At 51.3% G+C, this 14,116-nt stretch carries 12 protein-coding genes; 4 read left to right on the forward strand and 8 right to left on the reverse strand.

Translation table 11 applies throughout. The features are described 5' to 3' along the window. Nucleotides 1-114: 114 nt before the first annotated feature. Nucleotides 115-1,821, reverse strand: coding sequence for a LysM peptidoglycan-binding domain-containing protein (locus LBJ25_06695; GenBank protein ID MDR1453642.1), 1,707 nt, complete (start codon nucleotides 1,819-1,821; stop codon nucleotides 115-117). Nucleotides 1,822-2,028: 207 nt separating this feature from the next. On the opposite strand from LBJ25_06695, the gene nusA reads away from it, so the two are divergent. Genes nusA through LBJ25_06715 form a run of 4 tightly spaced genes read left to right on the forward strand, consistent with a single transcriptional unit; the run spans nucleotide 2,029 to nucleotide 7,018 of the window. Beyond that, on the forward strand, nucleotides 2,029-3,276 hold the full coding sequence (nusA, locus tag LBJ25_06700) for a transcription termination factor NusA (protein MDR1453643.1): 1,248 nt from the start codon (nucleotides 2,029-2,031) through the stop codon (nucleotides 3,274-3,276). A 36-nt stretch (nucleotides 3,277-3,312) separates the two neighbouring features. Then, nucleotides 3,313-5,742, forward strand: a complete 2,430-nt coding sequence (infB, locus tag LBJ25_06705; protein ID MDR1453644.1) for a translation initiation factor IF-2 — start codon at nucleotides 3,313-3,315, stop codon at nucleotides 5,740-5,742. Continuing rightward, a complete protein-coding gene (rbfA, locus tag LBJ25_06710) occupies nucleotides 5,743-6,117 on the forward strand; it encodes a 30S ribosome-binding factor RbfA (GenBank protein ID MDR1453645.1) in 375 nt (124 codons plus the stop codon). Further along, a complete protein-coding gene (locus LBJ25_06715) occupies nucleotides 6,089-7,018 on the forward strand; it encodes a bifunctional oligoribonuclease/PAP phosphatase NrnA (protein ID MDR1453646.1) in 930 nt (309 codons plus the stop codon). The genes rbfA and LBJ25_06715 overlap by 29 nt, the downstream gene beginning before the upstream one ends. 24 nt (nucleotides 7,019-7,042) lie before the next feature. Here the strand turns inward: LBJ25_06715 and LBJ25_06720 are convergent, their stop codons facing one another. From LBJ25_06720 to LBJ25_06750, 7 genes are read right to left on the reverse strand one after another with little or no spacing between them, the layout of a single operon-like run. After that, nucleotides 7,043-8,113 carry a glycosyltransferase gene (locus tag LBJ25_06720; protein MDR1453647.1) on the reverse strand — a complete coding sequence of 357 codons (1,071 nt, stop codon included), beginning with the start codon at nucleotides 8,111-8,113 and terminating at the stop codon, nucleotides 7,043-7,045. Next, nucleotides 8,106-9,836, reverse strand: a complete 1,731-nt coding sequence (locus LBJ25_06725) for an ABC transporter ATP-binding protein/permease (GenBank protein ID MDR1453648.1) — start codon at nucleotides 9,834-9,836, stop codon at nucleotides 8,106-8,108. Before LBJ25_06725 ends, LBJ25_06720 begins: the two co-directional genes overlap by 8 nt. A gap of 35 nt (nucleotides 9,837-9,871) precedes the next feature. Beyond that, nucleotides 9,872-10,708 (reverse strand): dTDP-4-dehydrorhamnose reductase, encoded by an 837-nt coding sequence (gene rfbD / locus LBJ25_06730; GenBank protein MDR1453649.1) that lies wholly within the window; start codon nucleotides 10,706-10,708, stop codon nucleotides 9,872-9,874. Continuing rightward, entirely contained in the window at nucleotides 10,705-11,778 is a 1,074-nt protein-coding gene (locus LBJ25_06735; protein ID MDR1453650.1) for a hypothetical protein, read from the reverse strand. The genes rfbD and LBJ25_06735 overlap by 4 nt, the downstream gene beginning before the upstream one ends. Continuing rightward, nucleotides 11,779-13,122, reverse strand: a complete 1,344-nt coding sequence (locus tag LBJ25_06740; protein ID MDR1453651.1) for a CapA family protein — start codon at nucleotides 13,120-13,122, stop codon at nucleotides 11,779-11,781. Beyond that, the gene (locus LBJ25_06745) at nucleotides 13,119-13,841 is read right to left on the reverse strand and encodes a twin-arginine translocase subunit TatC (protein ID MDR1453652.1); all 723 of its coding nucleotides are present in this window, start codon (nucleotides 13,839-13,841) and stop codon (nucleotides 13,119-13,121) included. Before LBJ25_06745 ends, LBJ25_06740 begins: the two co-directional genes overlap by 4 nt. A gap of 11 nt (nucleotides 13,842-13,852) precedes the next feature. Then, nucleotides 13,853-14,038, reverse strand: coding sequence for a twin-arginine translocase TatA/TatE family subunit (locus LBJ25_06750; GenBank protein MDR1453653.1), 186 nt, complete (start codon nucleotides 14,036-14,038; stop codon nucleotides 13,853-13,855). Nucleotides 14,039-14,116 lie beyond the last annotated feature (78 nt).

A 14,116-nucleotide genomic window follows, 5' to 3' on the forward strand; every position in this document is an offset into this window, starting at 1 on the left:
ATTTGTATCCCGCTGGCGGCGGCCGGCCTGCTCAACCCTATGCTCGCCGCCGCGGCGATGAGCTTCAGCTCGGTGTCGGTGGTGCTGAACGCGCTGCGGTTGAAAAGGGTTAAATTAGCTTAACGGATTTTCATTTCTGCTGACTTTTTCGGCTATTGTTCTGGCTACCGCCCCGTCGATATTCTCAAAATCAATGCCGTATATTTGAGCGATCAAAGCCCTGATCGATTTGGGAATATTTAAAGACGCCAGCTCCTGACGTTTTTCCGCCAGCTTTTGTTCTTTTTCCTCTTTAGCGTTTTTCTCGGCAATAAACTGAGAAATATAAGAAGCGTCAGTCAACAGCCTTTTCAGATAAACCAGACAATTTTCGTCAGATCTGGCGGCGTTGGCCTGCACTTGAGGGTCTGTCTGGACAAACTTGACATATTCTGCCGCCAGGCCAAAGAATTGCAAGGCGGCGGCAAAAATTTGCGCCAACGATTTTTGCGCTTCTTCAGGCGTAATAAAGCCATTCTCCACACCCTGGAAAACTCCGTGAGAATATTCGTCCGCGACTTCATTATATTCTTGTACAGTGGTACTTTCTGGTGGACTTTTTAACCAACGTTCTACTAACCGCCTATGTGTTTCCCATTCTTCTCTTTGTGCCGGCGTGGCATTTTCACCCAATTCATTTATCTCTCTCATTCTGGCAAGGCTTCTCTTGGCTTCCGGTGTCGCAATGCCTTCCGCTGTTATAGATTGTTCTAACAGAGCCACAGCCTCTTTACGTTGCTTAATATCTACATCAGAAATTTTTTCTTCCAGTTCTATCATATTTATACCACAAATCGACCGAATTATATGATCGATTGATTTTTCTCGTTGAGATGGGCTAAATTGGGGATTATTGGTTATATCAAGTAATTCTTTTATTTCATCAGCATTATCAATAACTATTTTTAAAAACATATTTTTCAGCTCCAGCAAGTCATCCATTTTGGCAAAATACTTTGTCGCAAAAACCGCTGTTAATCTACCGATCAAAGCAGTTACCTGCGGATGTTCCGCCATTCCATCTAAAGCTAACTGCAATCGGGCATTGTCTTCCTCTGAGAATAAAGCGCGCAGCCCCAGAGTCTCCACATCGTCAACAGGAATATTGGGCAGTTTTAATTTCACACCGGCAATAATTTTGTCTGGATTACTTATGTCATTCAGTTCACATACCTCTTTTAACGTTATCTTGTAACCTGTTTCTTTATTGATTTTGTCAATAATCTTATTCAACGTATCACCGTTCTGTATGGTATAAGTAGGCTGAGCCTGTAAAATCCGCTGCAAATTATCATTAAGCTGACCAAATGGCAAGCCATTTGTCATTCCAAGGCTAACCAGCTTAAATTCAGGATCATAATTTTCCCTGATAAAAGGCAGTTGCTGCTCCGCAGATATTTCATACTTATTTTGGATTTGTATAACATATCCTATAAGATTTTCTCTGGCATCAGAGTCTGCTTCTATGTCGGTTAATTGCTCTGATAAATCTTCCAAAAATTTTTGCGGGTCTTTAATTCCGTCACTTTTTAATATCTTTTCATATCTAAGCAATAAAATAGCTATGAGCGGTTCTACATTCTTAACCGCAAATCTGCTGGGTGGAAGACTTCCTTCATATTGTCCGGCAGGAACAGCTGCTTTTTCTTTTTTTACGGGTTCAGATTGCTGTTTTGCGCTCTCTTGTGAAACTATTCCATTGTTTTTTCCCGCTTCTACATTCATTGGCACTGGTTGTAATGACATAATTTTATTACTCTCCTTAATGTTTTTTACACCCAAACAATACCCACTTTTAACCCAAACTATACATTCAATATATCGATTAAATTTAATCCTTTCTTGCATCAAAGATCCAGGAAAATCCGCCGCTGGCCCCGGCGCAGCAGGGCTTGTGCCGCCGCATAAATAAGAGTAAAATCACGGAACGCAGACTTCAAAGAGCGGCTCGCCGCTCTTTTTTGTTAGCAACCCCTTACGGAGGTCAAAATGGTTAGAAAAGGCAATAAAGAATTCGCGCCGGCTCTGGCGCAGGTCGCCAGCGAGCGCGGGCTGGACAAAGATGTGCTCATGGAAGCCGTCAAAGAGGGCTTGAAAGCCGCCGCCAAGAAAAAGCTGGGTGAGGCTTACGCGGACAATCTACTGGTCGAGATCGATGAAAAGACTGGCGAGCCGGATGTTTACGCCACCAAAGAAGTCGTGCCGGAAGTCACCAACTCCGCTCTGCAAATCACGCTGGACGAGGCCAAAGAGCTGGACGACAGCGCGGAACTCGGCGACACGCTGACGATCTTGGTGACGCCGGAATATTTTGGCCGCATCGCCGTGCAGACCGCGCGGCAGGTCATGTCCCAAAAATTCCGCGAGGCGGAAAAAAGTTCGGTCAATGACGAATTCAGCACCAAAATCAATACCATCATCAATGCTAAAGTGCAGCGCAAGGAAGGCGAAAGTTATCTGCTGGATCTTGGCCGCACGGAGGCTTTGCTGGAAAGGCGCGATCAAGTGCGCGGCGAACGTTATAATCCCAAAGACGAGATCAAGGTGTACGTGGTCGGCGTGGACAATACGGCGCGCGGCCCCAAGATCCGCGTGTCCCGCACCCACCCCAATATGATCCGCGTGCTTTTTGAAACAGAAGTGCCGGAAATCCACGACAAAATTATCGAGATCAAAGCCGTGGCGCGCGAACCGGGCAGCCGCGCCAAAGTCGCCGTCAAATCCAACGATCCGGAAGTCGGCGCGGTGGGCACCTGCGTCGGGCACATGGGCAGCCGCATTCACAATATCGTCAAAGCGCTGGGCAATGAAAAAATTGATATTATCGAATGGGTCGATGACCCGATGGAGCTGATCGCCAGCGCGCTGAAGCCGGCCAAGATCAACAAGATCCGTCTGGAAGAAAATGAGACCGAGAACGGCGCGGAAAAAAAAGCGCTGGTTTTCGTGGACAACGATCAACTGTCGCTGGCCATCGGCCGCGCTGGCCAAAACGTGCGCCTGGCCTCTAAATTGACCGGCTGGAATATCGATATTCAGGAAGAAAAAACCAGTTTCACGGAAAATCTGGCCAAAGCCGCCGCGGAACAAAAACCGGCGGAAAACGAAACCGGCAAATCCAGTTTGACGGAAAACCTCAAAGCGGCGGCCGCGGAAGCCAAAGCCGCGGAAGAGAAAAAACAGGCGGAAACAGCGCTGGCCGCAGAGGCCAAGCCGGAGGAGGACGCGGCCCAATAAAACACAAAAAATTATCCCTTCGCGCACAGCAAGGGTGTGTCTGGCAGGCTGAAACTTGCCAGACCTACAAACAAGGACAAATTAATGAAAGTAAGCGAGCTGGCCAAAAAATATAATAAAGAGATCAAAGAGATCCGCGAAATTCTTAAAGAGCTGGATATCCCATTCAATGACAGCAAGTCGGCCGTCAATGAGGAAAATTGCCAGAAAGTCGAGGAATACCTTAACCCGCCGGCCAAGAAAAAAGTTTTGAAAGTCATCAAAAAAGCCGAGCTGGCCAAGCTGGAAGAACAGGCCGAGGCGAAACCGGAAGGCGCGAAAGAATTAAGCGCCGCGGAAAAAGTCAGCAAGCACCTCACGCTGGAAAGCCGCAAGAAAAAAGAACCGCCGCCGCCCAAAGAACAGCCCAAGGCCGCGGCCGAAGAGCCGAACGCCGTCTCTTCGCTTAATCCGGAAAAAGCCGCCGCGCCGCCAGCGGCTGGAGGCCTGCCGCCGGCAGCCAAACCGAACAGTCATCTGAAAAAAGAAAAAGTTTTCCGCAGCGAAAAAACTTTTGCGGACAAAGAAACCAATCTGCAAAAGCTTTTTAATCAAAAACCCAAGAAAAACCGCTCCAAATACAAAAAACTGAAACTGCAGGAAAAAAGGCAGGAAGTTTTGCCGGCGGATAATTCACCGCCGCCCGCTGAAATTACTTTGCAGGAAAAAAGCATCTCGCTGCATGATTTTGCCGCGCAGGCCAAACGGCCGCTGGCTGAAATCATGGGCGCGCTGCTCAAAGCTGGCCTGCTCATCACGATCAATCAAAAGATCAATCACGATATCGCGCAAAAAATCGGCGAGTTGATCGGCGTGACGGTCAAGACTGATTTTTCGGAAACGGAAGATTCCAAGATCAAATACGAGCTGACCATGCTGGAATCTTCAGAAGTGGCTGACCGGCCGGAAGACCTGCGGCCGCGGCCGCCGATCGTCACGATCATGGGGCATGTCGACCACGGCAAAACCAAGCTGCTTGACGCCATTCGTTCTTCGCGCGTTGTCGAAGGCGAAGTCGGCGGCATCACCCAGCATATCGGCGCCTATCAGGTCACGGCCAAAGACAAAAAAATCACATTTTTAGACACGCCTGGCCATGAGGCGTTCACCGCTCTGCGCGCTAGAGGCGCGCAGGTCACGGATATCGTAATTCTGGTCGTCGCCGCCAATGACGGCATCAAGCCGCAGACTATCGAAGCTATTGACCACGCCAAAGCCGCTGGCGTGCCGATCATCGTGGCGATCAACAAAATAGACCTGCCGGAAGCCGATGTATCCAAGGTCAAGCAGCAGCTGACCGAATACGAACTAGTGCCCGAAGAATGGGGCGGCAAAACAGTTTGCTGTGAAATTTCCGCCAAGCAGAAAACCGGCCTGGACAATTTGCTGGAGATGATCCTGCTGGTCGCCGAAATGGAAGACCTCAAAGCCAATCCCAATAAAAAAGCGCAGGGCATCATCATCGAGGCGCATCTTTCCAAACAGCGCGGCCCGGTGGCCACCGTGCTGGTCAAAAGCGGCACGCTACGCAAAGGCGACGCTTATGTCATTGGCACAACTTACGGACGCATCCGCGCGATGTTTGACGATCTCGGTCAGGAAGTTCTGGTGGCTGATCCGGCGCGGCCGGTGGAGATCATCGGCATCACCGCTGTGCCACGCGCCGGTGAATTATTCCAGGTGTACGCTTCGGAACGCGAGGCCCGCATCCTCGCCGAAAAACGGCAGGCCGAGCAAAAAGATCAGCTGCTGGCCAGCAAACGCGCAATGACTTTGTCCTCTTTAAGCAAAGCGCTAAACACGGGCGCTAAAAAAACACTCAATATCCTGCTCAAAGGCGATGTGCAGGGTTCGCTGGAGGCGATCAGCGCGTCGATCGCCAAGATCAAACATGAAAAGATCAGCGTCAATATTATTCACTCCGGCACGGGCAATATTAACGAATCCGACGTTATGCTGGCCAAGGCTTCGGAAGCGGTGATCCTGGCTTTTACCGTCGGCGCGGATAGTTCGGCGGAAATTTTGGCCAAAAACGAGGCGGTGGAGATCCGCCATTACGATATTATTTACAAACTGCTGGAAGACCTCGAGCTAGCGCTGAACGGCCTGCTCGGCCCGGAATACGAGGAGATCGAGCTGGGACAGGCGGAAATCCGCAAAATTTATAAATTCTCCAAAGCGGGTACGATCGCCGGCGCTTTTGTTTTCTCCGGCAGCATCCGCAAAAACGCCGACAAGGTGCTGGTTTTCCGCAACAAAAAACAAATCGCGGAAACAACTTTTGCCAGTCTGCGGCACGAAAAAGACGATGTCAAAGAAGCGGCGCTCAATTATGAATGTGGTTTCACGCTGGAGAAATTCGCGGATTTTCAGGAAGGCGACATCGTGATCGCTTATGAGCGCCGCGAAAAAGCCAGAGCTGTTTAAATGTCTAGAGCGGAACGTTTAGCCGAATTACTCAAAGCCGAGATCGGCACGATCATCCTGCACAAGCTCAACGATCACCGCATCGGTTTTGTGTCGATCACCGCAGCGCAGGCTTCCGCCGATCTTTCAACCGCCAAAATTTTTATTTCCTGTCTGGGCACGCCGGAAGAAAAAAAGAAAACCCTGCGCGGCCTGATCTCGGCAATTCCGTTCATCCGCGGCATTTTGGCCGAGACTATTGACACGCGCCTCGTGCCAAAACTGCGTTTTATTCTCGATGACTCGCTGGCTGCCGGCAACAAGCGGCTGGAAATCCTGCACCGGCTGGCGCAAGAAAGGGAGAAACGTGAAAAGCGACTGGCGGCTAATATTTAAAAAAGCCAAAAATATTTTGATCCTCACCCATGTCGATCCCGATGCTGACGCGCTAGGCTCGGCCTATCTGTTGCGGGAGCTGATCAAAAAAATAAATCCGCGGGCGCGGGTCAGCGCGTTGTTTGATCCGCAACACAAAAATGAATTGAACGCTTTTATTAAAAAAGCGGACGCTTCGGCTCCGCTCAGCGTCTGTAAACCCGATTTAATAATCTCCGTGGACGCCAGCGACACGGGGCGGCTGTACGGCTGCCCCAAACAAAAAATCGATATTTGTATCGATCATCACGCTAGCAGCCGCAAGTTTGCCGGGATCAATCTCATCGACCCCGGCGCCGCGTCCTGCACGCTGGTCATTTATGAGCTGCTGCAAAAATTAAAGATCAAACTGACCAAAACCATGGCGGAATATTTATATCTGGGCTTGAGCAGCGACACCGGCAATTTTGCTTTTGCCAATACGGACACGCGGGTTTTTCGCGCGGCTTTAGCCTGCGTACAATTGGGCGTTATCCCGAACCGGATTTACAACAAGCTCAATGAGCAATTAAGCCGGCGGGAAATTCTCGATTTTGCCCGGGCGGCCAGCGGTGTGGAAAATTTTTGCGGCGGAAAATTGATCCTGGCACACATACCCCCAAAATCAAAAGTGGACAACCGTTTTCTTATTGACCTTATCCGCCGTGAGAGAAACGCCGAAGCCGCGGTTGTTTTGGTGGAAAAACCAGACTACATCAAGATCAGTCTGCGCTCCAAAACCGCGCTGGATGTGGCCAAAATTGCCGCGCGTTTTAACGGCGGCGGGCACAAAAAAGCCGCGGCGGGGAAAATTTTTAACGCCACGCTTCACAGCGCCCAAAAACAGGTTGTCGACTATTTCACCCAACACGTCTTCAGCTAACGAGAGCCTGTTCACACCGGTGAGTTATGCGGTTTTTTCGATTAGCCGCGCGTAATAATTCTCCAGCTTAGCGGCTTGTTTTCGCAGATCAAATTGATTTTCCACCAAACGCCGCCCGTACTCCGCATACTCCGGCCAGCGTTCCGGCGCGGAAAGCAGTCTGGCAATATTCACGGCCAAAGCGTCCACGTCCCGCTCTGGAGCAAGCAGGCCGTTTTTTCCCTCGCGCACTATTTCCGGTATGCCAGAATGGCGGGTAGACAACAGCGGCCGCCCGATCGCCGCCGCTTCAATCAACACTGTCGGCAGCCCCTCGCTGTCACCGCTGCGTGCCGTGACAGACGGCGACATAAAAATATGGCATTTTTTTAGCTCCTCGATATACTCCGCATGGCTCCGGCTGCCTAAAAACTCAACTTGAGAGCTAAAAGCTGAACTTTCCGCTTCTTGTTTTAGCTCAGGCTCCAGCCGGCCGCTCCCGATGAGTTTCAGGCGCAGCCCGGGATACTGCGGCGCAACTTTTAAAAAAGCGCGGAGACCGTAAAGAAAGCCTTTTTTCTCCACAAAACGCCCGCACATTAAAATATTGACTGGCTGCCCCGGCGCAGACGGATTGTGAGCGTACGGAAATTTGGCCAAATCCGCGCCGCCGTAAACCACTTCCACTTTGTTTTCCGGCGCGCCGAGCTTAATTAAATCGCCGCGCATTTTTTGCGAACAGGCCAAAAATAGATCGCCGCGCCGGAACAAACGGCGCAGCTGCCAGCGGTAGACCGGATTGCGCGTGTGCTGATAAACATCCAGCCCGTAAAAACTTGTGAGCAGCGGCAGGCGCCGTTTTGGCAAAAACCCCAGCGCCGACACGCCGATATAGCCGTAATGCGCGTGGATCAGCTGAATACCGTCCGCCGCCAGCTGACCGCGCAAATATTTTTCTGTCCCGATGCGGCACGGCGCGTAAGGGAAAATTTCCGCATTACGGCGCTGCCAGGCGTAGACCACAGCCTCTGTTTTTTGGAAAAGACGCAGCGGCTCATAAATAAAAGTTTCGGAAAGATCTAGAAACCGCGTGGTATACAGAGCAATTTTAAGCATTTTCTTCTTTGGTTTTTTGCAATTCGTAAAGTTTTTGGTAAAGCGGACAGGTTTGCAATAATTCCGCGTGCTTGCCGATAGCGATAATGCGTCCGTTGTCCAAAACCGCGATGCGGTCCGCATTGACTATCGTGGACAATCGGTGGGCGATCACAAAAGTCGTGCGGTTGCGCATCAGGTTTTCCAGAGCCTGCTGCACCAGTTTTTCCGATTCGTTGTCGAGAGCCGAAGTCGCTTCGTCAAGGATTAAAATTTTGGGATCGCTCAAGATCGCCCGCGCGATCGCCACGCGCTGTTTTTGCCCGCCGGACAAGCGCACGCCGCGCTCACCAATATAGGTCAAGTAGCCGGAGGGAAACAATTTAATGAAATTATCCGCGTTGGCCATGTGCGCGGCCTGCTCGATCTCTTCCTGCGTGGCCTTGTCCCTGCCATAAGCGATATTTTCGCGGATCGTGCCGCTGAATAAAATCGTTTCCTGCGTCACAATGCCGATCTGGCTGCGCAGCGAACTAAAAGAATATTCTTTCACATCCAGCCCGTCGATCAGCAGCCGTCCGGAGGTCACGTCGTAAAAACGCGGAAGCAGATTGGCCAGCGTAGTCTTACCGCCGCCCGAAGGCCCGACCAGCGCCAGCATTTCACCGGCGCGGACTTCCAGCTCGATATTTTTAAGCACCAGGCCGTTGGCCGGCGTATAAGCAAAACTCAGATCTTGAAACTGCACCTGCCCGGTAATATTTTTTTGCTGCGGATGCGCCGCTTCCTTGACCGTCGGTTCGGTTTCCAGCAGCTCAAAAATCCGGTTCAAAGCCGCCGCGGCCTGCTGCTGTTTGACGCTGATCTTGCCGAAAACCGTCACGGGATTGACCAGCATGCCCAAACCCAGACAAAAAGCGATGAAATTACCGACCGAGATCCGTCCTTCTATTATCTGGATGCCGCCGATCATGAAAATCAGCATGATCATCGAGATCTGCAGCATAAACAAAATCGGCTCCTGCAGAGCGTAGAGGCGCGAGCCTTTCATGTTGATCCAAAACGACCGCTCGCTTTCTTTGGTGTAGCGGTCGATCTCTTTGTTTTCCGCGGCAAAAGCCTTGATGATGCTGATGCCGTAAATCGACTCTTGCAGCACGGACGCCAGATCGGCCAGCTTGCGCTGATTGTATTTACTGATGCGTCTCATGCGCGTGGTAAAAAGCTGGATCAAAAAAGCAAAAAGCGGCAAAGTGACCAGCGTAATCAGCAGCAAAGGCCAGCTCAAAACACTCAAGTAAAGCAACACGCCGATAAAGGTACAGAGTTCCGGCAGCAGCGTCACGATATTGGACACAAAAACACCCTGCACCACCTGCAGGTCGCTGGTCGAACGGGACATGATCTCGCCGACTTTCCATTTATTGAAAAAATCCATGGACAGCCGCTGCAGATGTTCGTACATTTTAAGGCGCAGGCGCATGACCAAACGCTGGCCGATCCAATCCGCATTGTAAGTCTGCGCGTAAGCAGTCAGCGAGCGGATCAAAGCCAGAGCCAGGCCGGCGCAGATCCGGTAAATGAATAAACCCACGCGGCCGCGTTCGATGTCATAGCTCAATTCTTTAACCAGCGCCAAAAAATACATATTGGCCACCGTGAATAAAAAAATATTGACCAGCACAACTAAACAGCGTCCCCAGTGTTCGCGGAAATAAGGCCAGAGTTTTAAATAAAGCTTCATTGTTTTTCCTTCATATCTTTTTATCTTCCTTTTATTTATCTTCCTTTTATATAACGCCGGATGGCATCCTGCCAAGCCGGTATTTTTAAGCCAAAAGTCTCCTGCGTCTTGCGCAAATCGAGCACGGAATAAGCCGGCCGCCTGGCTGGCCGCGGAAACTCCGCCGAGGCACAGGGCTGCACCGGCACGGCAATATTTAAGAGGCCAAAAAACTCGCGCGTGAAATCGTACCAGGTTGTTTCACCGCTGTTAGTGAAATGATAAATGCCGTATTTTTGACAGGTCAAAAACACGCTCAGCGCCTCGACCAGATCGTCGACTAAAGTCGGCGCGCCGCGCTGATCGTTGACGACTTTGAGCGCGGAGTTCATCCGCGCCTGTTTGAGCATGGTCTCCACAAAATTTTTGCCGTCGCGGCCGTACAGCCAGGCCGTGCGCACGATAAAAAATTTCGGCGCTTTTTGGATCAAACGCTCGCCTTCTGCTTTGGTTTGGCCGTAGACAGACAAAGGAGCGGCCGGCGCTTCCGGCAAATACGGCTTGACCGCGTCGCCGGAAAAAACATAATCGGTGCTGATCTGCAGGATCGGGATATTTAATTCCGCGGCCAGCTCGGCCAGATTGCCGGCGGCCAGCGCATTGACCGCGCGCGCCTGTTCTGGCTCGGTCTCACAAAGGTCGACATTCGTAAACGCGGCGCAATTATAAATAAAGTCCGGCCGCGCCGCGCGCAAATAATCTTTTACCGCGTCAAACCGCAGCAGGTCATGCTCCGGCAGATCGAGCGGCAGCGTCTCATGACCAAGCGCGGAGAGACGCCGCGTCAAGACGCTGGCCAGCATACCCCGGGCGCCGGTCACCGCAATTTTCATGCCAATATCTCCTGAAAATAATCCGCGATTTTTTGCGCGCCGGGACGACCGATCGTCGGCGGCAGCTCTTCGTGCATTTTCCGGCGCGCCGCACTGTCCAGTAAAATTTTTTCCGCTTCCGCCGCGACCTGCCGCGGGGTCAAAACTCCGATCAGCTCTGGAACAATCTTTCGGCCGGCCTTGAGATTTGGTATGGAAACAAACGGCAGGCGCCGCATGGTCAATTTGATCAAAATTTGCTTCAAAGGACGGCCAAGCCAGGGCAGATCCGAAAGCAAACCCAGCAGGCCGCCAAACGGCACCAGTTCCGGATAATTAAACGGCAGCAGGATCAAAAGCGGTATGCCCAGCACGGCGTTGAGCGCGGTGTTTGTGCCGGTGATCGAAATGATCAAATCGTATTTTTCATTTTCTTTTTCGTAAGGCGCGGGAAAACGCTGCGGAAAATCCCGTTCGGCCGGCCGGCGCAGCTCCGGCTTGATACCCCAGCGAAAATTAAGCGTGGGATATTTTTCGGAAAGCAGCGCGGCCAGCTCGCTGAAAAAAGGCACCAGCGCGCGCAGATGTTTCAAGCGGCTGCCCGGATACAAACCAATGGTCGTCTGGCCGGAAGAGATCTCCGTATTTTGATAAGCGAGTTTTTTCTCCAGCGCGGCGTCGACCATGAGATTGCCGTCTGCGTCGCGGGAAAATAATTTTTTGAACCAGCGTTTGTGCGCAACCTTGCCTTCGTCATAGCCGTACAACGCAAATTTGTATTTTTTGGCCAGACGGTAGGCATGCCAGCTGCCGCCGCCGCCGTAAAAAACAATTCCCCCGGCTGCCGGCCGATAAGCGTCCGGCCAGGTTTTTTTGAAAATATATTTCTTGTAATCACTCACCGAAAAAACATGGTGAAAAAGTCCGCTGGCTCTGGCCAGCGCGGTCTCTGTGCCGGCGCTGAATTGACACGGCACGACATATAAAGTGTAAATCACGTCTGGATACCGGCGGCGCCAGGCTTTAACCAGCGGAAAAATCAGACCGTTCAACTCACCCGGGCCGTTGACCGTCAAAACAATTTCTTTCATTTAATTAAACATCCTGCCCAGCATTTTGGTAATTTTGGCGCGGTCAGCGCTTATTTCAGTATACCATTGATCGTTCAAAAAAACAGGCAGAATATCCGCGGCGGCTAGTTTTTTGTCATAAACAAAATAACGCGTAATAACGCCTTCGCGGGTGTCGCCCGACCAGGTTTGATCAAAGATCAAATTGCCAAGGCCGTAGGAAATTGCCGCGGCGCGGCGAAAATCCGCTTTTTGCACCCAGTGCGCTTGATCGCCGGCCACAATAGCCACATTTTGCGCAGCCAGCCATTCGCCCCAGTCCCGTTGAAATTTGTTGGGCTGGGCGGTGTATTCGTCGCCCCAATTGCACATCACGATAACCAGGTCTGCGGCGCGCGCTTTGGCCAGGGCTTGAGCCAGACGCTCGCGCAGAAAAGACGCGACATGATAAACAATTTCCGCGCCGCGAATATCCGTGTCGCGGTAATAATTCGTCCCGACAGAATTGACCGCCAGAAAAGCCACGCGCAATTCGCCCAGCTGCACAAAACGCGGCTCGTAAGCGTCAGCTAATTCCTGCGCCACGCCAGTATATTGGATCTGCAGTTTGTTCAACACATCCAGCGTATCGCGGATGCCGGTGGCGCCCGCGTCGCCAATATGATTACCGGCTACGGAAACCAGATCAATGCCCGCCTGCCGCAGCCCCTCAGCATAACGCGCCTGACCATAAAGCCGCAGACGGTCTTTGGGCTTGCTGTAATTATAAACCAGCGGCGATTTGAGATTGACGATAGACAAATCGGCCGCGCGAAAAACCGGCGCGATCCCCCGCCACGGATAGTTGACATCGCCGGTCATGTCGATCACATTGCCTATGCCGCGCGACAGCACTACCGTGCCGCCGATCGTGATATTCTTGATCTTCCGCGCGTCGAAACGCGGCTGTTTATCCCAGCGCCATTTGGTCAGGCGCAAAGGATATTCCCGCGGATTTTCCCAAAAATAGACTCCGTCCAGCCGCAAAGTCCGCCAGGAAACATCCGTGTGATACCAGGGCACAAGCGCCAGAGCGTCAGGCTTGTCGCGCAAAAAACGCCGCAGCTCAGCCAAGTCGTCAGCCACAATGACTTCGCCGGCCGCCACGCCGCCGCGCCGGATGCGTCCGCGCCAGTCCCGCAAAATGATCAAGGGAATTTTGCCAGCCGCGATATCCTGCAGTTCGGCGGCGCGCAGATCGTAAAACTCGCTGCGCTGATCGGCCACGTATAAGAGCGGCGCGCTGACCCAAAACAAGCGCAAAAAAAGCAAATAGAGCAAAACGGCCAGTACCGTCAGCGTAACGTGCTTGCGGCGAATTTTCATTTCCGGCGGATGGGCGCTTTTTTCGGTTTGGCGCGGCGCGGCGTTTTGGCTATTTTTGCTACCGCCCGTTTTTCTTTGTACCGGCAGTATTGCACGGACAGCTCGAACAACAAATAAAACGGCAGCGCGACGGTCAGCTGGCTGACCACATCAGGCGGTGTTACGATCGCGCCAAAAATCAGCGAGATCACAATTACCACGCGGCGCAGTCTGCTGATATCCTGCACATCTAAAATTTTTAAACTATACAAAACAAGCACCAGCAAAGGCACTTGAAAAACCAAAAAGAAGATCAACAAATTGGTGATCACAAAACCGGTCAGATAATTCAAACTCCACATGCTCTGCAATTGCAGCAAATGGGAAAAACTGTCGAAATAGGGAATAAAAACTTTGATCGCCAAAAACCAGCCAAAAACACTGCCCGCAATCCCGAGCGCAAAACTGATCGGCACATAGATCAGCAGGCGCCGTTCACGTTCGTACAAAGCCGGCCGCACATAATTCAAGATAAAGAGCAAAATTGCCGGCAGACAAACGATCAGCATCAGCAGCAAAGTCAGCTGCATAACATTCATCACGGCTTCCACTGGCGACAGCGTGGCCACCGTCACCGCGTAACTGGCGGATAAAAAATCCACGAACCATTGCAAAATATGGATAGAGCACCAGAAGCCCAGGCAAAAGAGCCCCAGTAAAAATAGCAGCAAAAAGATCATGCCACGCCTGCTTATTTGTACTTTTTGGTTTTTCTAGCTGTTTTCTTTATTTGCAGAGCTTCCTCCGCGTCATCTTTGGCTTCGTTGAATTCCGTAATAAAACGCCCCAGCGATTTAGCCAATTTCGGCAGCTGCGCGCCACCAAAAAGCAGAATGATCACCACCGCAATTAATAATAATTCTGTTCCACCCAGCATAAAAATCCCCCTTTCTGAAAGTATATTTCTTTAATTATAGCACAATATCTTGCCATAAACACTACCCTGTTGTATAAT

The organism is Candidatus Margulisiibacteriota bacterium, from assembly GCA_031268855.1.
Lineage (GTDB): Bacteria > Margulisbacteria > Termititenacia > Termititenacales > Termititenacaceae > Termititenax.

Excerpts from the sequence above, each read along its gene's own strand:
- nusA (MDR1453643.1), top strand. The coding sequence starts at position 2,029 with ATGGTTAGAAAAGGCAATAAAGAATTCGCGCCGGCTCTGGCGCAGGTC.
- LBJ25_06740 (MDR1453651.1), bottom strand. The coding sequence starts at position 13,122 with ATGAAAATTCGCCGCAAGCACGTTACGCTGACGGTACTGGCCGTTTTG.
- LBJ25_06720 (MDR1453647.1), bottom strand. The coding sequence starts at position 8,113 with ATGCTTAAAATTGCTCTGTATACCACGCGGTTTCTAGATCTTTCCGAA.
- LBJ25_06725 (MDR1453648.1), bottom strand. The coding sequence starts at position 9,836 with ATGAAGCTTTATTTAAAACTCTGGCCTTATTTCCGCGAACACTGGGGA.
- rfbD (MDR1453649.1), bottom strand. The coding sequence starts at position 10,708 with ATGAAAATTGCGGTGACCGGCGCCCGGGGTATGCTGGCCAGCGTCTTG.
- LBJ25_06735 (MDR1453650.1), bottom strand. The coding sequence starts at position 11,778 with ATGAAAGAAATTGTTTTGACGGTCAACGGCCCGGGTGAGTTGAACGGT.
- rbfA (MDR1453645.1), top strand. The coding sequence starts at position 5,743 with ATGTCTAGAGCGGAACGTTTAGCCGAATTACTCAAAGCCGAGATCGGC.
- LBJ25_06750 (MDR1453653.1), bottom strand. The coding sequence starts at position 14,038 with ATGCTGGGTGGAACAGAATTATTATTAATTGCGGTGGTGATCATTCTG.
- LBJ25_06745 (MDR1453652.1), bottom strand. The coding sequence starts at position 13,841 with ATGATCTTTTTGCTGCTATTTTTACTGGGGCTCTTTTGCCTGGGCTTC.